18 protein-coding genes are annotated in these 22304 nt (G+C 45.6%); 14 read left to right on the top strand and 4 right to left on the bottom strand.

The window, feature by feature from the left end; translation table 11 throughout:
- Positions 1-39: 39 nt before the first annotated feature.
- From BQ9856_RS16660 to BQ9856_RS16635, 6 genes are all read left to right on the top strand, one after another.
- The gene (locus BQ9856_RS16660; protein ID WP_077612045.1) at positions 40-1152 is read left to right on the top strand and encodes an ABC transporter ATP-binding protein; all 1113 of its coding nucleotides are present in this window, start codon (positions 40-42) and stop codon (positions 1150-1152) included.
- A 103-nt stretch (positions 1153-1255) separates the two neighbouring features.
- The gene (locus BQ9856_RS16655; RefSeq protein WP_077612044.1) at positions 1256-2344 is read left to right on the top strand and encodes a PucR family transcriptional regulator; all 1089 of its coding nucleotides are present in this window, start codon (positions 1256-1258) and stop codon (positions 2342-2344) included.
- 255 nt (positions 2345-2599) lie between these two features.
- Positions 2600-3286 carry a cell division ATP-binding protein FtsE gene (gene ftsE / locus BQ9856_RS16650; protein WP_077612043.1) on the top strand — a complete coding sequence of 229 codons (687 nt, stop codon included), beginning with the start codon at positions 2600-2602 and terminating at the stop codon, positions 3284-3286.
- Positions 3276-4184, top strand: coding sequence for a permease-like cell division protein FtsX (gene ftsX, locus BQ9856_RS16645; RefSeq protein ID WP_077612042.1), 909 nt, complete (start codon positions 3276-3278; stop codon positions 4182-4184). The genes ftsE and ftsX overlap by 11 nt, the downstream gene beginning before the upstream one ends.
- 12 nt (positions 4185-4196) lie before the next feature.
- Complete coding sequence (locus BQ9856_RS16640; protein ID WP_077612041.1) at positions 4197-5399, top strand: murein hydrolase activator EnvC family protein; 1203 nt, start codon at positions 4197-4199, stop codon at positions 5397-5399.
- 22 nt (positions 5400-5421) lie between these two features.
- Complete coding sequence (locus BQ9856_RS16635) at positions 5422-6720, top strand: S41 family peptidase (RefSeq protein WP_077612040.1); 1299 nt, start codon at positions 5422-5424, stop codon at positions 6718-6720.
- A gap of 66 nt (positions 6721-6786) precedes the next feature.
- On the opposite strand, the gene BQ9856_RS16630 is transcribed toward BQ9856_RS16635, so the two are convergent.
- Complete coding sequence (locus BQ9856_RS16630) at positions 6787-8220, bottom strand: phospholipase D-like domain-containing protein (protein WP_077612039.1); 1434 nt, start codon at positions 8218-8220, stop codon at positions 6787-6789.
- Positions 8214-9236 carry a threonine aldolase family protein gene (locus tag BQ9856_RS16625; protein ID WP_077612038.1) on the bottom strand — a complete coding sequence of 341 codons (1023 nt, stop codon included), beginning with the start codon at positions 9234-9236 and terminating at the stop codon, positions 8214-8216. The genes BQ9856_RS16630 and BQ9856_RS16625 overlap by 7 nt, the downstream gene beginning before the upstream one ends.
- A gap of 347 nt (positions 9237-9583) precedes the next feature.
- Between BQ9856_RS16625 and uvrB the strand changes: the two genes are divergently transcribed.
- The 5 genes from uvrB to BQ9856_RS16595 all read left to right on the top strand — a co-directional run bounded on the left by uvrB (position 9584) and on the right by BQ9856_RS16595 (position 15160).
- Positions 9584-11569 (top strand): excinuclease ABC subunit UvrB, encoded by a 1986-nt coding sequence (gene uvrB / locus BQ9856_RS16615; protein ID WP_077612036.1) that lies wholly within the window; start codon positions 9584-9586, stop codon positions 11567-11569.
- A gap of 151 nt (positions 11570-11720) precedes the next feature.
- Positions 11721-11954 carry a FeoA domain-containing protein gene (locus BQ9856_RS16610; RefSeq protein ID WP_077613413.1) on the top strand — a complete coding sequence of 78 codons (234 nt, stop codon included), beginning with the start codon at positions 11721-11723 and terminating at the stop codon, positions 11952-11954.
- A complete protein-coding gene (gene feoB, locus BQ9856_RS16605; RefSeq protein ID WP_077612035.1) occupies positions 11947-13944 on the top strand; it encodes a ferrous iron transport protein B in 1998 nt (665 codons plus the stop codon). Before BQ9856_RS16610 ends, feoB begins: the two co-directional genes overlap by 8 nt.
- A 23-nt stretch (positions 13945-13967) precedes the next feature.
- On the top strand, positions 13968-14747 hold the full coding sequence (locus tag BQ9856_RS16600) for a threonine/serine exporter family protein (protein WP_077612034.1): 780 nt from the start codon (positions 13968-13970) through the stop codon (positions 14745-14747).
- The gene (locus tag BQ9856_RS16595; protein WP_077612033.1) at positions 14741-15160 is read left to right on the top strand and encodes a threonine/serine exporter family protein; all 420 of its coding nucleotides are present in this window, start codon (positions 14741-14743) and stop codon (positions 15158-15160) included. The genes BQ9856_RS16600 and BQ9856_RS16595 overlap by 7 nt, the downstream gene beginning before the upstream one ends.
- Here BQ9856_RS16595 and BQ9856_RS16590 read toward each other — a convergent pair.
- Positions 15123-16088 (bottom strand): DUF5688 family protein, encoded by a 966-nt coding sequence (locus BQ9856_RS16590; RefSeq protein ID WP_077612032.1) that lies wholly within the window; start codon positions 16086-16088, stop codon positions 15123-15125. The two genes, BQ9856_RS16595 and BQ9856_RS16590, sit on opposite strands and share 38 nt — an antisense overlap.
- 265 nt (positions 16089-16353) lie before the next feature.
- On the opposite strand from BQ9856_RS16590, the gene BQ9856_RS16585 reads away from it, so the two are divergent.
- The 3 genes from BQ9856_RS16585 to BQ9856_RS16575 all read left to right on the top strand — a co-directional run bounded on the left by BQ9856_RS16585 (position 16354) and on the right by BQ9856_RS16575 (position 21278).
- Entirely contained in the window at positions 16354-18582 is a 2229-nt protein-coding gene (locus BQ9856_RS16585) for an efflux RND transporter permease subunit (RefSeq protein WP_200801320.1), read from the top strand.
- Entirely contained in the window at positions 18560-20680 is a 2121-nt protein-coding gene (locus BQ9856_RS16580; protein WP_235839236.1) for a hypothetical protein, read from the top strand. Before BQ9856_RS16585 ends, BQ9856_RS16580 begins: the two co-directional genes overlap by 23 nt.
- A 286-nt stretch (positions 20681-20966) precedes the next feature.
- Positions 20967-21278: a hypothetical protein gene (locus BQ9856_RS16575; RefSeq protein ID WP_077612030.1), complete on the top strand. Its 312-nt coding sequence runs from the start codon at positions 20967-20969 to the stop codon at positions 21276-21278.
- A gap of 414 nt (positions 21279-21692) precedes the next feature.
- Here BQ9856_RS16575 and BQ9856_RS16570 read toward each other — a convergent pair whose 3' ends face one another.
- Positions 21693-21983, bottom strand: a complete 291-nt coding sequence (locus BQ9856_RS16570; protein WP_077612029.1) for a hypothetical protein — start codon at positions 21981-21983, stop codon at positions 21693-21695.
- Positions 21984-22304: the final 321 nt, after the last annotated feature.

Raw genomic sequence — 22304 nt, 5'->3', positions numbered from 1 at the left:
ACAGAGAATATACACTTTATTTTTAGGAGGATTAGTAAGATGGCTAGTTTATCACTGAAAAACATTGTCAAGAGATATCCGAACGGATTTGAAGCAGTTAAGGATTTCAATCTGGACATCGCTGACAAAGAGTTTGTTATTTTCGTTGGACCATCCGGATGCGGTAAATCTACAACCCTTCGTATGATTGCAGGCCTGGAAGACATTTCTTCCGGTGAACTTTACATTGACGGCAAATTAATGAACGATGTAGAGCCAAAGGACAGAGATATCGCAATGGTATTCCAGAACTACGCCCTGTATCCGCATATGACTGTATATGATAATATGGCGTTTGGCTTAAAGCTGAGAAAAACCCCAAAGGATGAGATTGACAAGCTGGTTCATGAAGCTGCAAGGATCCTTGATCTTGAGCATCTGTTAGACCGTAAGCCAAAGGCTTTATCCGGCGGACAGAGACAGCGTGTTGCTATGGGACGTGCTATCGTACGTAATCCGAAGGTGTTCTTAATGGATGAGCCGTTATCCAACCTTGATGCAAAGCTGAGAGGACAGATGCGTATTGAGATTTCCAAATTACACCAGAGACTGCAGGCAACCATCATTTACGTAACACATGATCAGACAGAGGCTATGACCCTTGGTACCAGAATCGTAGTTATGAAGGATGGCGTTATCCAGCAGGTTGACTCTCCTCAGAACTTATACGACAAGCCGGGCAACAAGTTCGTTGCCGGATTTATCGGTGCACCTCAGATGAACTTGATCGAAGCAGCCGTTGCTAAGAGCGGAAGCGATGTCACTTTAACCTTTGGCGGCAATACAATCGCTCTTCCGGAAGCAAAGGCCAAGAAGCTGGAAGGTGCCGGATATGTTGGAAAGACTGTTGTCTTAGGCATTCGTCCGGAAGATTTACATGATGAAGAGGCTTTCATTGAAACCTCTCCGGCAAGCGTAATCGACGCTACCATCAGAGTTTACGAGCTGTTAGGTGCTGAAGTTTATTTATACTTCGATGTAGAGGATGTAAACTTTACAGCAAGAGTAAATCCTCGTACGACTGCAAGACCTGGCGATACCATCAAGCTCGCCCTTGACTTAACAAAGATTCATGTATTCGATAAAGATACAGAGAACGTTGTTTTAAACTAAATTTTATGAAATTTTAAGCAAGCGGGTACTATACTCGCTTGCTTTTTTTTTATTTTTGCATTAATATAGAATAAGGTAAATTTACGAAAAAGGAGAATATGCCATGATTTCGAATCAAATACTTCAAACGACCATTGAAGGATTAAAAGGGATAACAAGAATTGATCTGTGTATTTGTGATACAGAAGGAAAGGTTTTGGCAACCACATTTCCTGATGCGGAAGATTATGAAAGTTCAATCCTGGCGTTCGTGGATTCTCCGGCCGACAGCCAGGTAATCCAGGGATATCAGTTTTTTAAAGTTTTCGATGAGCACCAGTTGGAATACATCCTCCTTGCCAAGGGAGGAAGCGATGATGTCTATATGGTCGGTAAACTTGCCGCTTTCCAGATACAGAGCCTGTTAGTTGCGTACAAAGAGAGATTTGACAAGGATAATTTCATTAAAAACCTCTTGCTGGACAACCTGCTTTTAGTGGATATCTATAACAGGGCAAAGAAGCTTCACATTGAAACAAACATCAAGCGGGTCGTATTCATTATTGAAACCCAGCATGAGAAGGATGTGAATGCACTGGAGACGGTCCGCAATTTATTTGCTGCCAAGACCAAAGATTTTGTTACTGCCGTGGATGAGAAGAATATCATCCTGGTGAAAGAGGTAAAGGAAGGCGAGACCTACGAAGAGCTGGAGAAGACTGCCAATACGATTCTGGACATGCTCAATACCGAGGCCATGACTCAGGTCAATGTGGCATTTGGTACCATTGTCAGCGAGATCAAGGAAGTTTCCAGATCTTATAAGGAAGCTAAAATGGCTATGGATGTAGGTAAGATTTTCTACAGCAATAAGAATGTAGTCGCTTACAGCAAGTTGGGAATCGGACGTCTGATCTATCAGCTTCCGCTGCCTTTATGCCGCATGTTCATCAAAGAGATTTTTGATGGAAAGTCACCGGATGAGTTTGATGAGGAGACTCTGACCACCATTAATAAATTCTTCGAAAACAGTCTAAACGTATCCGAAACTTCCAGACAGCTTTACATTCACAGGAACACACTTGTGTACCGTTTGGATAAGCTTCAGAAGAGTACCGGCCTGGATCTGCGTGTATTTGAGGATGCCATCACCTTTAAGATTGCGCTGATGGTAGTAAAATATATGAAATATATGGAAAACCAGGACTATTAGCGCCAGCCATGAGCAGTGTGAAAAGAGGCAGTAATGCATTTGCGTTGCGCTTGCGCAAAAGCAAATGTATTGCTGACTCTTTTCATAGGGCGAAGCCCGTAAACCGAGATGAAGCGAAGCGTAATCGAGGTTTCACTGCGGGGCAGAGGAAAACATCAATAAGATTCCCGGCGGTATAAAAAAACGCAACTCCTTCCTCCCCGCAGCACCCCTCCAAGCAAAAGTACGTAAAGCACAAAGAGTTAGAGGACTAAGATGATAGAACTTTGGAATGTAAGTAAAACATATGAGGCCGGAAACAAAGCGCTGCGCAATGTCAGTATGACCATTCAGGACGGTGAATTCGTATTTATCATTGGCCGCAGCGGCTCAGGCAAGTCCACTCTTTTAAAGATGTTATTAAAAGAAGTGGAGCCTACTTCCGGTAAGATTGTTGTCAATGACATGAATTTAAGTAAGATGCCGGGAAGATTTGTACCCAAATACCGCAGGAAGCTCGGTATGGTTTTTCAGGATTTCCGGCTCTTAAAGGATCGGAATGTTTACGAAAATGTGGCTTTTGCACAGCGGGTTATCGGAGCATCAACAAGAAGCATAAAAGAATCGGTTCCCGCCATGCTGAAGATGGTGGGACTTTCTTCAAAATACAAGTTTTTCCCTCAGCAGTTGTCCGGCGGAGAGCAGCAGCGTGTTGCCATAGCCAGGGCTCTGATTAACCGTCCGGAAATCCTTCTGGCGGATGAACCCACAGGTAATCTGGATGGGCACAATTCCATGGAGATCATGAAACTCTTAAATGAGATCAATAAGCTGGGGACCACGGTAATCGTAGTTACCCATAGCCAGGAAATTGTAGACAGGATGAAAAAACGGGTTATCGCGATGGATCGCGGAACCATTGTAAGCGACGAGAAAAAGGGCGGTTATACATATGAGGATTAGTACATTTTGGTATTGCCTGAAGCAAGGTGTAAATAATATATGCAGGAACATTTTGTTTTCTCTGGCATCCATTGCGACAGTTTCCGCCTGCATTTTTCTGTTCTGCCTGTTTTTTTCCATTGTCATTAATGTGCAGTATGTAGTCAAAAATACAGAAAGCACCGTAGGAATTACAGTATTTTTTAACGAAGGGCTGGACAATAACAAAATCAGGGAAATTGGCAATGAGATCAAAGCCAGAGAAGAAGTGAAGGAAGTGGAATTCACGTCAGCAGAGGAGGCGTGGGCGGAAGCGAAGAAGGAATACTTTGGCGATATGCAGGATCTGGCTGAGGGATTTGAAGAAGATAACCCCCTTGCCAATTCATCCTCTTATACGGTATTTTTAAAAGACTTAGTGGATCAGGATCAGATTGTCAACTGGTTAAAGGGAATCGAGGGAGTCAGAAAAGTCAATTATTCCAAGACAGCAGCAGAGGGAATGAACAGCTTGAGCAAGGTGATCGGTGTTCTTTCCATGTTGATTATCGGTGTGCTTCTGGCGGTTGCTATTTTCCTGATCAGCAATACCATTTCGGTGGCTGCTGCTTTCCGGAAAAATGAAAACCAGATCATGAAGCTGATCGGTGCAACCAATTATATGATCCGGGCGCCTTTTGTTGTGGAAGGAATCATCATTGGTCTGGTAGGAGCTTCAATTCCGTTGATTGCCATTTATTTTCTTTACCGCTCTACGGTCGAGTATGTGGTCACGAAATTCAGTATTTTATCGGGGCTGTTTCAGTTCCTTCCGGTAGAAGCCATTTTCCCGTATATGGCGTTAACAGCACTGGCTCTTGGCGTAGGGATCGGGTTCTTTGTGAGTTTCTTTACCATTCGGAAACATCTGAAGGTATAAGGGGAGATGTCCATGAGATTTGGAAAAAAGCTGTTTGCAGCAGGACTTGGTTTCCTGCTCGCCGTATCATGCATATTTCCTTCCTATGGTACAAAAACTGATATGGATGAGGCGAAGGAGAAAGCTTCTTCTCTGGAAGAGGAAAAGAAGGAGATCGAGACGACTTTAAAGGAGCTGGAAGGATTAAAGAACGATGCAGCAGCATATATAAATGGACTCGATGCGAATTTGGGTTCCCTGGAAAAGCAGTTGACTGCTCTTAATTCCCAGATCGCGGGGAAGGAAGCAGAGCTTGAAGCTGCAAATGCGGATCTGGAGGCGGCGAAGGAGGCGGAAAGCCGCCAGTACCGGAATATGAAGCTGAGAATTCAATATATGTATGAAAAGGGTGAGACGAATTATCTTGACTTGTTGTTTAAGTCAGCCGATCTCACCCAGCTTTTTAACCGGGCGGAATATATCAGCAGCATTGCTGCATATGATAGGAAAATGCTGGAGAGCTATGAAAGGTCCAGGGAAGAGGTAAGAGAAAGAGAAGAAAAGCTGTCGGCAGAGCATGCAGAGCTGGCCGCCTTTCAGACTGCTGCTGAAGAAAGGCAGCAGGATGTGGAACGCCTGGTAAGGGAGAAAAACTCGGAGCTTGCCAATTATCAAAAGCAGATCGCAGCGAATCAGGGTAGCTTATCCGAACTTCAAAAGGACATAGATGCTCAGGAACAGCGGATAAAGGCCATGGAAGCCGAAATGCGCCGGAAAGAGGAAGAGGCCAGGAAAGCGGCTGAACAGGCCGGAAAAACGTATAATACGGTGTCTATCGGGAATATTAATTTTATATGGCCCTGCCCATCCGGAAACAGGATCACCTCGAGCTTCGGTGACAGGGAGTCTCCTACGGAAGGGGCTTCCTCCAATCATCAGGGTATTGATATCAGCGCTTCCACAGGGAGCGGCATCGTGGCGGCAGCCTCCGGTACCGTGACGATATCTACATACAGTTATTCTGCCGGCAACTATATTATGATTCATCATGGCGGAGGTGTTTACACCGTTTATATGCACTGTTCGGAGCTTCTGGTATCGGCCGGACAGGAAGTGTCGCAGGGGCAGGTAATTGCAAAAGTGGGTTCTACCGGATATTCGACTGGGCCGCACCTTCATTTTGGAATCAGGGTAAATGGCAGTTATGTAAATCCGGCGAAATACGTTAGCCCATAAAGAGCTAGATAGGAGAATAACAGTGGAAAGTAAGAATAAATTTTGGAAGGGTGCTCTGGTCGGAGCGCTTCTGACCACTTTGGCAGGTCTTGTTATTGTAGGTATGTCATTGGGGATATTTCTGATTGGCAGAACCGCCATGGATGGGAACGGGCAGACGGCCGAATCCGCACGTGCGGAGAATCAGGAAGGAAGCTTAGACCTAAAACGGATTTCAGCGAAAATCCAGACAATTCAGGGAGTGATCGATAAGTATTATCTTTTTGATGAAGACACGAAAAACGTGGAGGACTGGATATACAAGGGGATGCTGTATGGGTTAGAGGATCCTTACACGGTTTACTATACCGCTGACGAGTATGATAAGTTAATGGAAGATACGGCCGGAGAATATTGCGGAATCGGTGTCATGGTCAGCCAGAGCGCTACCACCGGTATTATTACGGTTACCAAGGTATTTGAAGGAACGCCCGGCGCGGAAGCAGGGATGCTGCCGGGAGACCTGATCTACAAGGTCGGCGATGAAGAAGTAACCGGAATGGATTTGGAGCTGGTGGTGAAGGACCATATCAAGGGGGCGGAAGGAACACCGGTAACTGTTACGGTTTTGCGCCAGGATACGGGTGATTATGTGGATATGACGATGGAGCGCCGTCAGATCACTGTTCCTACCGTTGAGCATGAAATGCTGGCAGATCATGTGGGTTATATTTCCGTCAGTCAGTTTGATACGGTTACAGCGGATCAGTTTAAGAGTGCCATTGATGACCTGGAAAAACAGGGCATGGAGAAGATGGTTGTGGATTTAAGAAATAATCCGGGCGGAGTTGTGGATGCAGTTGTTTCCATGTTGGATTATATTCTTCCGGATGATCTGGTAATTGAGGGAGACCCGAACCTTGTAAGGACCAAGAAGAATAAGACACTTCTGGTTTATATGGCGGATAAGAATGGGGAAGGGGAGCAATATTACGCTTCCGACGGACACGAGCTTGATATACCGATTTCAGTTTTGGTCAATGGACAGTCTGCCAGCGCATCGGAGGTATTTTCCGGAGCCTTAAAGGCTTATGACAGAGCGAAGCTGGTGGGGACAAAAACCTTTGGAAAGGGGATCGTCCAGACGCTGTTTCCTCTTGATAACGGAACCGCGATTAAGATGACGGTGGCCCATTATTATACTCCAAGCGGGTTTGACCTTCATGGAAAAGGCCTGGAACCGGATGTTGCGGTGGAATTAAATGAGGATTTGAAAACAAAGATCAAGATAGAACATGAGGAAGATAATCAGCTCATGGAAGCCATAAAGGCATTAAAATAACGTATCATGATTGTAGAAAGCCCTCTGAGGGTTGGTGTATTTTACCGCCGGCCGTCAGCGGGCTTTTTAAATTAAATACCGGATTAACTGGAACAAACGGGAGGTTATGGCAAAGAAAATTTTTTCCCTTTTGGTCAATGGAATGACAGGGACTTTGTCATTTGATTCCAGGGAACCGTCTGGCTCCACCTTTAAGGAAGATGCGGCAAGGACGTCAATACAGGCTCCCAGCTGTCTGTTTAGTTCTTCTCCGTCGATTACGATTATGGTTTCGGTGTCAAGATATGTGCTACGCATGTCCAGATTGTAGGAGCCGATGAGGGATAAACGGTCATCTATAAGGAAGGATTTCCCGTGGGAAGACCGGTCTCCGAAATATTCGTACAGGGAGACTCCGGTATTCAGAATCTTTTTGCGGTTTCTTGTGTAGTCAGATGAGGCCATAATATTGTCCCCCACAGAAGTGGCGTTAAGCAGTAGCTTTACCGAGGGAACGTTTGATGCAATGGCTTCCATACCCTGATACATATCACGGCTTAATGCGGCATAAGGAGTGTGGATCATAACCTTGTTTTCGGCATGTTCCATCAGATACTGGACCTGATACCATACCCAGGGCTCTTTGGCAAAGATATGGATGGGGTTGGAGATCAGGGTAGCTTTGTTAATGGGGACGGTTTCTTTGGTATAATCTTTTCCCGGAGAAGTGAGGTCTGGATTTTTTGCAGCCAGAACGCGGTAATGGTCTTCTAATTGGTTCAAAGCTCCGGGGATCTTTTGTTTCATGAACCAGGAGGGATTTTTAAATACTGTCTTACAGTATTCGGAAGTCCAGATCTCTTCAAAATAGCGGTACGTCTGAGACAGTACGCCCGATTGGCCGGAGTTTTCTTTTCCTGGGGCATGATAAATGAGGACATCCCGGTCATAGCTTAATTTGTCCTGATTGTATTCTCCGAGAAAATAGTCATAAGTGTTACGGCCGCCTAAGAGCAGGAGGCTGTTGTCAATAATCAGGTATTTGTCATGCATCCTTCCATTAAAGGTCCAGGGCTTTAATGGATTGGGCACATTATAAAATTTAATCTCAATGCCCGGATGGGATCCTGCTGCATAGAAAACAGGATTCCCGCTCATATGGGCAACTCCGCTTAGTCCATCCACTAAAATCCGGACCTTCACTCCACGGTCCGCCGCTTCGACCAGGGAGGAGAAGATGTCCCGGCAGCTTTCTCCATCCCGGATGTCAAATGTGGTCAGGACGATGCGGTCTTTAGCCTGATGAATCATCTGGATCCGCGTATCCAGCGCATCCTGGCTGTCTTCCACAATGCGGGCCCTGTCTGTGCACGGGGAGCTGCCATAGAACGTTTCCGGCCGGAATCTCTTCTTAAAGTCTTCTCCTACCTGCCTGGTATGCATAAATGGCAGCAGGGCGCCAAGGATTATATAGGCCGGCAGAAGAAGGAGCAGTTGTTTAAAATGATATCGTCTCAGCATGCTTCCAGGTCCTTAATAAACTGACGGCAGGCTTCTTCGCCGGTAGCCCAGGAGGTGACCAGCCGGATGACGGTATGGCTGTCATCGATCCGTTCCTGAATGGAGAAAAGATAGTCTTTGTCCAGTTTTGCAATGACCTCGTCGGGGAAGATGGGAAAAAGCTGGTTTGTCATGGATTCAGAATGAAAAGCATAGCCGCATTTTTCAATTCCTTTCCTCAGGATGGCTGCCATCTCGTTGGCATGAGAAGCCAAATCATAGAAAAGATTGTTCTGAAACAGTTCTTCAAACTGGATTCCCAAAAGCCAGCCTTTTGCCAGCAGGGCACCGCGCTGCTTGATCATAAAGCGGAAGTCCGGCTTTAGATCCGGGTTGCAGATCACCAGAGCTTCTCCGAACAGGGCGCCGCCTTTTGTCCCCCCGATGTAGAATACGTCTGTAAGTCCGGCGATGTCTTCCAGGGTTAAGTCATTTACGGGACTTGTGAGAGCAGAGCCGATGCGGGCACCATCCAGAAACAGGTATAGATCCTTTTGACGGCAGATGCGGTGAAGGGCTTCAAGCTCTGCCTTGGTGTACTGGGTTCCGACCTCAGTGGAGTTGGAGATATAGACCATTTTAGGCTGAACCATGTGTTCATCGGTGTGGAGATCCAGAGCATTCCGGATGTGGGCAGGAGTCAGCTTTCCATCCCTGCATGGCATGGCTAAAACTTTATGACCGGTGGCCTCGATGGCACCTGTTTCATGGACATTGATATGTGCCTTGTCGGCGGAGATAACCGCCTGCCATGGACGAAGGGCAGTGCCTATGGTGATTAAGTTGGTTTGAGTGCCGCCTGCGAGGAAATGGACATCCACATCCTTTCGCCCGATTTCCTGTTTGATAAGTTTTTCGGCACGGATGCAGTGGTCGTCCAATCCATATCCGCTATTCTGGATTAAGTTGGCATTTATCATGGCCTCCAGGATTTTCGGATGTGCGCCTTCGCTGTAATCATTATTAAAGCTGTACATAGTAATTCCTCCTGCTGTTTGGTAGTCTAGGATGTATAATATACCAAATGCGGTTAAAATACAATATGATTTGAGAATGCAGGATTTCCTGTGTTATTTTGTAAAAGCTATGAGGATTGCCGGTTTAAGGAGTATTATGCCAAACAGTGGTACAGAGGGTATACGAATCTTCGGGCAGAACAGGAAACAGAACAGATGTTCCCTGAATGGCTATACATTTCAGCACATATATGATATAATTGGCGATAACAGTCAATGATATCATATATCAGTAGGAATCATCTGGTCCTACGGAGTGAGAAATGCTTTAGGTGGCCTTCTTATGGTCACCTCGGAGGTGAAATGATATGGAATTTAAATTACATTCGGAATATGCTCCTACCGGTGACCAGCCGCAGGCCATAGAGCAGCTTGTAAAAGGCTTTCAGGAAGGAAACCAGTTCCAGACATTGCTGGGAGTCACCGGTTCGGGAAAGACGTTTACCATGGCAAATGTCATACAGAAATTACAGAAGCCGACCCTTATTATTGCCCATAACAAGACACTTGCAGCCCAGCTTTACAGCGAGTTCAAGGAATTTTTTCCGGAAAATGCGGTGGAATATTTTGTTTCCTATTATGATTATTACCAGCCGGAAGCTTATGTCCCGTCTACGGATACGTATATTGAGAAGGATTCCGCCATTAATGACGAGATTGACAAGCTCCGCCATTCCGCGACGGCTGCTCTTTCGGAACGGGACGATGTGATTATCGTGGCATCGGTATCCTGTATCTATGGTCTGGGAAGCCCCATTGATTATAAGGAGATGGTTATTTCCTTAAGGCCCGGCATGATAAAGGACCGGGATGAGATCATTCACAAGCTGATCGATATCCAGTATGACCGGAATGATATGGACTTCAGGCGCGGGACCTTCCGGGTCAGGGGAGATGTGGTGGAGATATTCCCGGCCTATTCCGGCAGCGAGGCATACCGGGTTGAATTCTTTGGCGATGAAGTGGACCGGATCACAGAGATCGATACCCTGACCGGAGAGATCCGTGCAGAGCTTGGCCATGTAGCCATTTTTCCGGCTTCCCATTACGTTGTTTCCAAGGAAAAGATGGAGCTGGCTGCTCAGACGATCCTGGCGGAGTTAAAAGAGCAGGTGGCATATTTTAAGAGCGAAGACAAACTTTTGGAAGCGCAGAGGATTTCCGAACGGACGAATTTTGATGTGGAGATGATGAAGGAGACCGGTTTTTGTTCCGGAATTGAGAACTATTCCAGGCATTTGACCGGAAGCAGGCCGGGAGATCCCCCGTGCACCCTCATCGATTATTTTTCGGATGATTTTCTGATTATTGTGGACGAGTCCCATATTACGCTTCCTCAGGTCCGCGGCATGTTTGCAGGGGACCGTTCCAGGAAAACCACCCTTGTAAATTTTGGTTTCCGTCTTCCTTCCGCTCTCGATAACCGTCCTTTGAATTTTGAGGAATTCGAAACGAAGATCAATCAGATGATGTTCGTGTCCGCAACTCCTTCCGTTTACGAGGCAGATCATGAACTTTTGAGGGTGGAGCAGATCATCCGCCCTACGGGACTTCTGGATCCTGAAATTGCTGTAAGGCCTGTGGAGGGACAGATCGATGATCTGGTCTCCGAGGTAAATAAGGAAGTGGCTAAGAAAAACAAGGTGTTAATTACCACCCTGACCAAGCGGATGGCGGAAGATCTGACGGATTATATGAGAGAAGTGGGAATTCGGGTAAAGTATCTCCACTCCGATATCGACACCCTGGAACGTTCCGAGATCATTCGGGATATGCGCCTGGATGTTTTCGATGTACTGGTGGGAATCAATCTGCTGCGGGAAGGTCTTGATATTCCGGAGATCACTCTGGTGGCGATCCTGGATGCGGATAAGGAAGGCTTTCTCCGTTCCGAGACCTCTTTGATCCAGACCATCGGAAGGGCGGCCAGAAACTCGGATGGACATGTTATCATGTATGCGGATAAGGTTACGGACTCCATGCGGGTGGCGATCGAAGAAACAAACCGGAGAAGAGCCATTCAGCAGAAATATAATGAAGAGCATGGGATTACCCCCACTACCATCAAGAAATCGGTCCGCGACCTGATCGCTATTTCCAAAGCGGCTATGGAAGAGGAGAGGGACTTTAAGAAGGACCCGGAATCCATGGATGCAAAGGAACTGGAGAAGCTGGCAAAGGAGCTTACGAAGAAGATGCACCAGGCAGCGGCAGAGCTGAACTTCGAAGAGGCGGCAAAGCTGCGTGACCGGATGGTACAGGTGAAAAAGATGCTGCAGGATATGGACGATTGACGGCACCGGACAGCTTAAAAATAATTCCATCGGACGACCGGAATGGTATTGACAATGATTCTCATTAAGAGTAAAATCTCTATGGATGTAATCTATGGTAAGAGCCATAGCATGCCGGAATAAGGAAAGGCTGCATCCAGAGGAGATCATTATGAAGCTTCATGAAGGAGAAATCGGAAAAACCTACATTGTTTACAGTGTGATGGTAAAGGATGCCATCACAAGGCGGCTGGAAGCCCTGGGCGTCAATGAGATGACGCCTGTCACCCTTATGAACAAAAAGGGGAGCGGCACCGTGATCATCAAGGTCAGAGGTACCCGCCTTGCCCTGGGAAGAAAGATAGCAGAGGGAATTGAAATAAGGGAGGCCGCAAAACATGAGTGAAGATAACAGAGCGATTCGTGTCGGGTTTGTCGGAAATCCGAACTGCGGAAAGACAACCCTTTTCAATGCGTTTACAGGAGCAAAGCTTAAGGTAGCCAATTGGCCCGGTGTTACGGTGGAAAGAGTGGAGGGAGTGACCAGCTATAAGGGCCGTCCCATCAAGGTGATCGATACGCCCGGAATTTACAGCCTGACCTGTTATACCATAGAAGAAAAAGTAACGAGGAAATGCCTGGAAGATGGGGAAGTGGATGTGATCGTCAATGTAGTTGATGCTTCGTCTCTGGAACGGAATCTGTATCTGACCCTTCAGCTTCTGGAGCTTAAAAAGCCGGTGATTCTGGCGCTTAACATGATGGACATCGTAGAGGAACGGGGAATGGAGATCGATCTTCACCGTCTTCCTGAAATGCTGGGATCCATTCCGGTGGTTCCGGTATCCGCCAGGAAGCGGACCGGGCTTGATGTGCTGCTCCATGCGGTGGTCCATCATTATGAAGAAGGTCCTCAGGATGTCGTTGTAAATTATACACCTAAAATTGAAAATAAGATTTCCAAGGTGGAAACCGTACTAAAGGCCCACTATGGGAGCATGGATAACTTAAGGTGGCATGCCATTAAATTTCTGGAATATGATGAGGAGGTCTGGAACGACCATCCTGTAGATTTAAGTAACATCATTGATCATAATTATGAAAAGGAAATCATCAACCAGAAATACGATTATATAGAAGGAATCATTCACGAATGTCTGGTAAACAAAGAGCAGAAGGCCGCATTCACGGATAAGATCGACGAATATCTGACCCATCCGTTTTTGGGAGTACCGTTTTTTCTGGGGATCATGGCTCTGGTGTTCTTTTTGACCTTTACTGTGGGAGATTTTCTGAAGGGATATTTTGAAATCACACTGAATCTGATTTCCGTATCTATGCAGCAATTCATGGAAAGCATCCATGCATCCGGCTGGATTACGTCTCTGGTGGTGGACGGAATTGTGGCTGGTGTGGGAGGAATCCTTACGTTCCTTCCTAATATTTTCATCCTGTTCCTTGCCCTTGCATTTCTGGAAGACAGCGGATATATGGCAAGGGTCGCCTATGTTATGAATGAGATCATGGGCCGGGTGGGACTTTCGGGCAAGGCGTTTCTTCCTATGCTTTTGGGATTTGGCTGTACTGTCCCGGCAGTCATGGCGGCCAGGTCGCTGCCCAGCGAGAAGGACAGGAGGAGAACTATTTTAATAACGCCGTTTATGTCCTGCTCGGCCAGGCTTCCCATATATGTGCTGTTTTCAGAGATGTTTTTCCCGGATCATGCACTGGTGGTGGCCTATTCCCTGTATCTCATCGGGCTTGCGGTAGCCATTGCGATCGCTCATGTCACCCACCGTATGGCAAAAGCGGAAGATGAGGATGCCCTTTTAATTGAACTTCCTGAGTATAAGACGCCCAACGGGAGGACGGTAGCCATCTATGTTTGGGACAAAGTAAAGGATTATTTGAGCAAGGCGGGGACTACGATTTTTCTGGCTGCCATTGTTCTGTGGTTTGTGTTAAACAGCGGCCCCTCCGGTTTTGTTTCGGATGTTTCGGAAAGCTTTGCTGCTATTATCGGACGCGTTCTGGTCCCGGTGCTTCGGCCGGCCGGTCTTGGCGACTGGAGGATCGCGGTAGCCCTGATATCCGGACTTTCTGCAAAAGAAGTGGTGGTTTCCAGTTTTTCCGTGCTGTTTGGAATCGGCAATGTGAATTCGGCAGCAGGAATGGGAGAGCTTTCCAGAACGCTCGGAAGTTTTGGGTTTGGCGGCGTAAATGCCTATGCCCTGATGATCTTCTGCCTGCTGTATTCTCCTTGTATTGCAGCAGTCGCAACGATTAAAAAGGAGACGGGTTCCGTAAGATGGACCCTTGGCATGGTCTTTTTCCAACTGGCAGTGGCCTGGGCCGCTTCGGTGCTGGTGTTTCAGATCGGGAGTCTGATTTTTTAATTCAAATATAGAGGAATGAGCCTATGAATGATAAGCTGCTTGTGGAAACTGCAGTTCTGGCAGGTGAGATTATGTTGATAAGTGGTGCCGAAATTTACCGGGTGGAGAATACCATCGACCACATTTTACGAAAAGCGGGCCGGGACACGGCGGAAGCCATCGTATTTTCCACAGGCATCTTTGCGTCTTTAAACGATCCTTCCATTGAGGCCATAACAATAGCCAGAAGGGTGACGATCCGGTCCACCAATCTTAACCGGGTGTATCTGGTTAATGATGTATCAAGAAAGCTGTGTGTGGACCTGATGACCGTGGAGGAAGCCTACGGAAGGCTTAAGGAGATACGGAATACGATGCAGTACGGCAGAAGAGTGAAAGACATCGGGGTCGTGGGCGTAGCAGTATTCTTTACCCTTCTTTTAGGCGGAGGGGGAAAAGACTGTGCGGCAGCCGCGGTGACCGGGGCTGTTCTGGCCGGAGTCATGGAGGCATCGGTAAGAATCAGGCTCAATGATTTTTGTGCCAATGGGGTCTGTGCATTTCTAATTGCCGTTACCACCCTGCTTCTGCAACATTTTCTTATGCCTGGAATCAACAGCGACATCATCATCATCGGTGCCATCATGCCATTGGTCCCCGGAGTGATATTTACAACTGCCATCCGGGATACTTTAAATGGAGATTATGCCTCCGGTACAGCCAGAATGATGGAAGCAGTGGTAATTGCCCTGGCAGTGGCCGCAGGGGTGGGAGCAGGAATGGGCCTGTTTCAGTGGATGACAGGAGGTGGACCTGCATGGTAGTACAGACGGTTGGTGCTTTTCTGGCGGTGATCAGTTTTTCTTTAATTCTTGAACTGCCGAAGAAATATGTGGCTCTGGCGGGAGGGATCGGTGCGGCCGGATGGCTGGTTTATCTTCTGGTGGCAGCCGCAGCCGGGTCCGTCATAGCTGCGGCCTTTTTATCCAGCCTGCTGGTGGCTCTTTCCAGCCATATTTCTGCAAGGATTTTTAAAGCTCCGGTTACCGTGTTTCTGGTGGCAGGGATCCTGCCGTCAGTTCCGGGGGCTTCGATTTACCGGAGTGTTTCCTATGTAATCAGCAATGATCCGGAGCTTTCCAGCCATTATCTGGTGGAGACAGTTCAGATTGCAGGCGCCATAGCCATGGCTATCTTTATCATGGATTCTCTGTTCCGATTGGGACAAAAGAAGTGAATGCAATGGTCAGGCCATCGCTGCTTCTGGAGTAGTAATAGATGTGATTGGAGAGACGGTCTTCTTCCGGGACTTCTTCCTGATTGATGGAAAAGACCGTATCAGCTAATTCTTCAAAAGATATATCTTTGTTATATGGAATGATGAGGACTTCGTGAATGCTGGAGGGCAGGATGATTAAATCGCTGTCACAGCATGCTGCGAAGTCTTTTAATATGCCCTCATAAAATATGCAGCCTGCCCCGTTCATTCCGGTAATATTGGTCAGTACGTACATGGGAGGGGTGAGAGGAGCGGAATCGAAGAATTCATCCATGGCATCCTCTTCGATATCTTTCCCTGCAGATTTTATTGCGATGTCCTTTATGACTTCCGGCAGGGAACGGATGCGGGCCGGAAAAAGGTGTGGTGTGTTGGTTTTAGCTGCCTGTTCCAATTCTTCTGTGGACAGGTTCCACGCTTTTTTGTGGCTGTTGTGGATCAGAGCAGTCAGGAGATTGTCTTCTGTTTTTTGAAGCGACAGGCAGAATACGAGGGACAGATCCAGATCCGGGTAGGAAATATGTGGAACGTCTTTGAGCAGATCCTGGTTGGCGGTTTCATTGATAAGGCGAAAGATGATTTTGTCCATTATCTGATCCGGCAGTAAAAGTTCCTCGAAAGAAAAGTTTTCCGGCAGCTGACTGTTTTGATAGAGGGCCATAATGACGTCAATGATTTCTCTTAGCGGCTTTCCATTTTGAAATGCCTTGTAAAAGGCGTTAAGATAGATGGTAGGGGCCGTTTTTTCCTCTGCTTTTCCAATACAAAGTCCGTCAAGTATAAGTCCGTTGTTTTTGGTGACGGATTGGATTGCCAGGGTAAATTCTGCTCCAAGCCTTTCCTTCAGGGAATTTTTGACAGTTTCCAGAAATGTTTCGTATACCATAAGTATACCTCCTTAGATGTGATTTATGTAAACTGCATGAGGCAGATTACAGCAAGAACGGAATGATTTTGGTGGAAATAGGGTTCCGGAACCGGAATCAGAAGAATCCTTTTTATTATAGCGGAGTTGACGGCAAATGACAATATTATTTAGACATATTTCAAATTTTGTCGAAAAAACATTCAACTTAAAAGAATTGTATAATTACAAATTGGAAAATTGGTATTATGGTATAGACTGAAAAGACTGGAAAAGGGTGAATAAAGTGAAAACAAAGGAAAAAGATAAAAAGACCGGAAAAAATGCGCAGAAAAGAAAACGCTTAAACCTCATTGACTTAATCGTCAAAAAAGGCAGATGGATTGAAACGCTTTTTACGGCTGCAGTGATCATTTCTGCCATATGTGCATGTTTTGTCCATGTCAATTATGACTTAAGTGAATATCTTCCGGAATGGGCACCTGCAAAAAAAGGCTTAAACGTGATGGAAGAGGAGTTCGGTTATCCGGGCACGGCCCGGGTTATGGTCGGTCCGGTCACGCTGTATGAGGCAAAGGCCTACAAGGACCGGATATCGGAAATCGACGGCGTGGACATGGTTATGTGGGCGGATACCAAGACCGATGTTTATAAGGCGGATATTTTTATCGATTATGACGATATCCAGGACTATTATAAGGATGATTATGCAGTTATGGATATTATTTTTGAGGAAGGGGATTCCAGCAGCTTAACCAAATCAGCCATCAGCCAGATGCAGAAGCTGACCGGTGACAAAGGATATTTCATGGGCTCAGCCGTTCAGAACAAATCCTTAAATGAGACACTGACGAGGGAGATCAGTATTGCCATGGCAATGGGAGTTGTCATGATCGCGGCGGTGCTGTGCCTGACCACCACATCCTGGTTTGAACCGGTGCTGTTTCTCCTTATTATGGGCATAGCCATTATTATAAATATGGGAACCAACCTGGTGTCAGGAACCATTTCCTTTATAACATTCAGCGTGGCTTCTATCCTGCAGCTGGCTGTGGCCATGGATTATTCCGTATTTCTTTTGGACAGCTTTACCAAGGAGAGGGAAAAGGGAGCCGATCCGGTAACAGCCATTACCAATGCTTTACATAAATCCCTGCCGTCCATTCTGGCCAGCGGTGCCACCACCATCATCGGATTTCTGGTTCTTATGTTGATGCGTTTCTCCATTGGACGGGATTTGGGCTTTGTTCTGGCAAAGGGAATTGTGATCAGCCTGATAACGGTCATCTTTCTGATGCCTTCCCTGCTGCTTCGCTGGGGAGACAGGATCAAAAGGGCAGAGCACCGTTCCTTTATGCCATCCTTCCATGGCCTGGGGCGTCTGGTTTACAGGGTGCGGTACGGAGTGTTTCCTGCGGTGCTGCTTTTGGTGGTTCCGGCTTTTGTAGCCCAGAATATGAATGCGTTTACCTTTGGCAACGGTGCACTGGGTTCCAGTCCGGGAACCAGGGTATATGAGGATGAACAGGAGATCAACAGCCGGTTTGGAAAGAGCAATCTGATCCTCGCAGTGGTTCCCAACACAAACATGGTCACGGAAAGGGAACTGACGGATGCGCTGGAGGACCTCGATTACGTAAAATCAGCCACTTCCCTTGCAGGCACTCTGCCGGAAGGAATCCCGGAGAAAATTCTTCCAAAGAGTCTGACAAGCCTGATGCACACGGATGGCTTCAGCCGCATCATGATTTATGTGAAGTCATCGGATGAAAGCGATTTTGCTTTCCAGTGTTCCGATGAAATAAGAAATATGGTGAATCAATATTATCCGGAAGGAGCTTATATTACCGGAGTCATTCCCTCTACCCAGGATATTAAGTCCATTATTACGGAGGATTATAATTTCGTTAACATCCTGTCAATATTGGGGGTCGGACTGGTGGTTATGATTTCTTTTAAATCCATTGTAATTCCTGTTGTGGTACTGATTCCGATTGAAGTGGCGGTATTCTTCAATATGGCGCTTCCGTACTTCACAGGGGAAAATATATTGTATCTGGGTTATATTATTGTAAGCTGCCTCCAGCTTGGAGCCACAGTCGATTATTCGATCCTCATGACCAATAACTATATGGAGGCGAAGAAAAAATATCCGGAAAAGGCCAGAGCCATAAAGCATACGGTATCAAGGAGCGCTTTGTCCATTCTGACCTCCGGTACCATTTTGACCATTGTGGGTTACGGGCTGTACTTCATTTCCTCTGTGGCCGCCATTGCCGGTCTGGGACATCTCATTGGCCGAGGTGCATTGATCAGTGTCCTGATGGTGCTGTTTTTACTTCCGGTTCTTTTAACCATGTCAGATCCCCTTCTCATGTGGGAAGCGGGGAAACGTGAAAAAATAGCTGCTGCCCACCTTATGGTGAAACAAAAAAAGAAGGAAATGGGAAAACGGTTTTCTCTGAAGAAACAGGAAAAGGAAGAAGGGAACGATGATGAGAAAAAGAAGAAATAAAGCATACCGGCTGACGGCAGCTGCAGTGATCACTGCCATGATGGGAGGATCGGTGGCAGGAAGTGTATACGCCGGAACGCCTGCGGTATCCACCGATGAAGCGTTGTATGTAAATCTGGATTATTATGGGAGCCAGGTAGATTCCAGTGTGGTAAAGGGAGTTTCTTTAAACGGCCTGCGTTCCTTCACGGATTACGGTACCTATACGGATGTAACCAATATGACCAACTATGCCAAACCAGTCATACAGGAGGAGGGTGTGACCTGGCAGCTACCGGAGGATTCAAAGGAACGTTTTTACTATGAATGCCAGCTTAACAACAGCGATGTTGTCCTGCCCTGGAATTTTGATGTTTCCTATAAATTAAATGGTATGCCAAAAGAAGCTCAGGATTTGCTCCACGCCGACGGTCTGGTGGAAATAGACATCCACTGCATGCCCAATAAAAATGCAAGAGATTATTACAGGAATAATATGCTCCTTCAGGTTGGGACCATGGTGGATATGGAGGATGTCAGTTCGGTAGAAGCTCCCGGTTCACAGACTCAGTCGGTTGGAACTTATAAAGTCGTATTTTTTGCTGCAGTGCCAGGACAGGAAAAGACCTTTCATATTGAAATCAGCACCCATGATTTTGAGTCCAGCGGAATGATCATGATGATGGTTCCGGGAACATTGGATCAGATCGGTGAAATTGCTGATATTAAGGAAGCCAGGGATACCTTTGAAAATTCAACGGATGAGCTGCTGGATGGAATGAACGAACTGCTGGATACCTTACATAATATCAGCAATGGTATGGATGTGGCAAAAGAGGGCTTACAGCAGCTTCAGGGAGCCAGAGAAAACTTTGATGCATCCAAGGACGAAATCATAGCCAATGCCGATAACAGTCTGGACAGCTTAGAGGCTGCGAACCAGAAGATCAGCCAGCTTGCACCGGATATCAATGCCAATAAGCAGTCATTGGATGAGATCAACGGAAAGGTAAACGGGCTGGTGGAAACGCTTCAGGATTCCGGCGATGATTTTTATCATTTGTCTGATTCTTTAAGGGATTTAAAAGATTCCATCCGTGATTTGCAATCTGATCTGGAGGAATCCGATGCAGATGAAATTAAGGATGAGATCAGCAATGTTGAACAGCAGCTGGCCGCGATCGAAGCGGTTTTAAACAGAATCAACTCGGTATCCGGAGGTTCGGCTTCTTTAAGCGAGGAGGACGTGGAGGAGCAGGCGGAAGACATGCAGAATCTGATGGAGGATATGGATGGAATCCTGAATGACTTAGAGTTTGCTCTGGGCTCGGATGCGGTAAGTAAATTGCGCAGCCAGCTTGACGGCATTGAGGCGGACGGATTGGACGGGCAAGATGCTGCAGGTCTGATCCAGACTGCCGCCATACTTTCAAAAATCCTGTCTTCCATGCAGAATATCCTTTCCAGTGTCAGAACTGCCATTTCAGGAATCGATGTGGATGGGGGGCTTAAGAATGGAGGTTCCATTGCCAATGAATTAGCCGCAATCATGGATAATATCGATACGACCATTGGAGATGTAGTAAGCCTTAATAAAACAAAAAATGATAACAAGGCGGCATTTGATTTAATGTTAGATGATACGTCTGCTTCCATTGAGCAGATAAGTTCAGCGACAGACCAGTTGATTTCTTTATTCAGGAGCGTTCAGAATACGGTCAAAAATAACCGGAGCGCAGTGGAAAATGGTACGAAAAATACGTTGGACGGGCTGATCGATATTTTGGAAAAGGCAGCGGATACGTCCGGCACCACCGGTAAGCTTCGGGAAGCCAATGAAAGCCTTCGGAACAGCGTTAAGGATGAGCTGGATAAGATCGGTGACGATACCAATCTTTTGGAGATGAATGCGGATGAGGCGATGGTTTCCTTTACATCGGATAAAAATCCGGCACCTTCCAGCATTCAGATCATATTAAGGACTCAGGAAATCAGCGAGGAGGATGGAAATGACAACGCTGTGGATATTGAACCTTCGGCTGCAGATATTGGGGTATGGCAGAGGATTGCGAATGTGTTTGGGAAGATATGGAATGCGGTTACGGGGATTTTTCATTAGAGGGTTTGGGAAGGATCGGATGTAACGTGATGCGGCAGGGTGAAATGCAATTGTGCAGACGGAATCCTGCCGCAGGCACGAAAAAAGGATAGAATGCAGGTTTTAGGCATCTGTTAATTTGACAGGTGTCTTTTGCTTTGCCGGCACCGTAAAAGCTGAAATGGATTGGCTTTGGTAATGAGATACATGTAAAAAATAGAGATAAAAAGGGAAAGCTGGCATAAGTTTAATATTCGAATCATATGGATTTGAAAGTAGCTGTAATATCATAAAGGGAGTGTACGCTGTGCAGCTGGAATATCTGGTAAGGGATCATGTAACAAAAGAGATTCTAATGAAAAATGGTTTTGAGCCGCGTAAAGACACCTTTTTCTATCAAAGCTACCTTTACCGTAAAATAATTAAAGTGAAATTCACCATAGATCTGACAGAAAGATGCATGCACTGGTATATATATGACTGCACCAATCAAAAACCTTATTTTGCCTTTTATAATAGTGTGAATAAGAATAGAAACAAAGTTGCCATGGAGGTCATTGAACAATTTAATAATCTGATTAAAAAGTTTACGGAAGCAGAAATTATTGTAGGAGATTAACGATTATGTAAAGTATAGGGAGAGGATACCAGATCGGGTTTATTGAACTATGATGGAATGGCAGATTGAAATTGATGATTAATCATATATCATAGGAATGTCCGTTAAATTTGAAATGGAATGGTAGTAATGTGTATAATCCTGCTGCCAAGGGCATAATATATTATGTTAACTTTTTGATTCGAAACTGAGAATATGGTATTCTGATCGCATTACAGAAAATATAAGCTCAATTATAGAAAAATGATGACTGAGGTGTTATAATGAATGAAGAAAATAAGAAAGGAGAGATTAAGATGAATGCATCTTTAGGAGATTACACTACCTCATATCTCTATGGCTGCATTACAGACTTAACTAAAAAGAGTGCAGAGCCATTGATAATTTAACAGGCTTTACACTCTTTCATGATATCTATGCTTGTTTAGGTAAAATATTTTTTGCCTCAAGAACTGCGGTTAGTGTCTCTAATTGGTCGTTAATCTTCGTAAATTCCTTTTTATTGCTATGCTCCATACTGGCTTCACGAAACGTAAGATCTTCAAGTTTATGCGATGTAACATCTTGCTTGATTTCTAGAACCTCTATCATATCGGACAGATTGTGGATATCAGATTTCAGATCTCGTATGTCGTCCTTTAGCGGTTTAATTCTTTCGTCCATTAATTCCGCTATGGCTTTCAAATCTTCATTGGTCAATGCCATAATATCAGCCCCTTTTTTATGATTACCCTATTAGATATAAGGATTATATCATAGCAAAAGTGTAAAGTCTATTAAATTATCACTTGAGTTTCCACAGATTTATCCACAGAGGCTCGAATTTATGACTCCTTCTATAAACAACTTTAAAAAATGCTTAAAATATAAGGAATCTTCTTCCTTTTCATAGTAAAATTAAGCTGCAAAACAAAATCTTCACTAAACAAAAAAGAGGAGGATTCCTTATGGCTCATTTTACTACAAATACTTACATTTTAAAACGGGAAATATTAACTTTTTTAAATAAAATTTCCCGTAAGCTTT

The organism is Clostridium sp. Marseille-P2415 (genome assembly GCF_900155545.1).
In the GTDB taxonomy this organism is placed as follows: Bacteria; Bacillota; Clostridia; order Lachnospirales; family Lachnospiraceae; genus Lacrimispora.
Note: the sequence above shows the minus strand (reverse complement) of the source record. Positions and strands in the feature narration are given on the sequence as shown.

What these genes read in the sequence shown, in the direction of transcription:
- BQ9856_RS16660 (WP_077612045.1), top strand. Translation starts at nt 40, where the DNA reads ATGGCTAGTTTATCACTGAAAAACATTGTCAAGAGATATCCGAACGGA.
- BQ9856_RS16610 (WP_077613413.1), top strand. Translation starts at nt 11,721, where the DNA reads ATGAAGCTTCATGAAGGAGAAATCGGAAAAACCTACATTGTTTACAGT.
- BQ9856_RS16630 (WP_077612039.1), bottom strand. Translation starts at nt 8,220, where the DNA reads ATGCTGAGACGATATCATTTTAAACAACTGCTCCTTCTTCTGCCGGCC.
- BQ9856_RS16590 (WP_077612032.1), bottom strand. Translation starts at nt 16,088, where the DNA reads ATGGTATACGAAACATTTCTGGAAACTGTCAAAAATTCCCTGAAGGAA.
- BQ9856_RS16640 (WP_077612041.1), top strand. Translation starts at nt 4,197, where the DNA reads ATGAGATTTGGAAAAAAGCTGTTTGCAGCAGGACTTGGTTTCCTGCTC.
- uvrB (WP_077612036.1), top strand. Translation starts at nt 9,584, where the DNA reads ATGGAATTTAAATTACATTCGGAATATGCTCCTACCGGTGACCAGCCG.
- BQ9856_RS16570 (WP_077612029.1), bottom strand. Translation starts at nt 21,983, where the DNA reads ATGGCATTGACCAATGAAGATTTGAAAGCCATAGCGGAATTAATGGAC.
- feoB (WP_077612035.1), top strand. Translation starts at nt 11,947, where the DNA reads ATGAGTGAAGATAACAGAGCGATTCGTGTCGGGTTTGTCGGAAATCCG.
- BQ9856_RS16580 (WP_235839236.1), top strand. Translation starts at nt 18,560, where the DNA reads ATGATGAGAAAAAGAAGAAATAAAGCATACCGGCTGACGGCAGCTGCA.
- ftsE (WP_077612043.1), top strand. Translation starts at nt 2,600, where the DNA reads ATGATAGAACTTTGGAATGTAAGTAAAACATATGAGGCCGGAAACAAA.
- BQ9856_RS16625 (WP_077612038.1), bottom strand. Translation starts at nt 9,236, where the DNA reads ATGTACAGCTTTAATAATGATTACAGCGAAGGCGCACATCCGAAAATC.
- ftsX (WP_077612042.1), top strand. Translation starts at nt 3,276, where the DNA reads ATGAGGATTAGTACATTTTGGTATTGCCTGAAGCAAGGTGTAAATAAT.
- BQ9856_RS16655 (WP_077612044.1), top strand. Translation starts at nt 1,256, where the DNA reads ATGATTTCGAATCAAATACTTCAAACGACCATTGAAGGATTAAAAGGG.
- BQ9856_RS16600 (WP_077612034.1), top strand. Translation starts at nt 13,968, where the DNA reads ATGAATGATAAGCTGCTTGTGGAAACTGCAGTTCTGGCAGGTGAGATT.
- BQ9856_RS16595 (WP_077612033.1), top strand. Translation starts at nt 14,741, where the DNA reads ATGGTAGTACAGACGGTTGGTGCTTTTCTGGCGGTGATCAGTTTTTCT.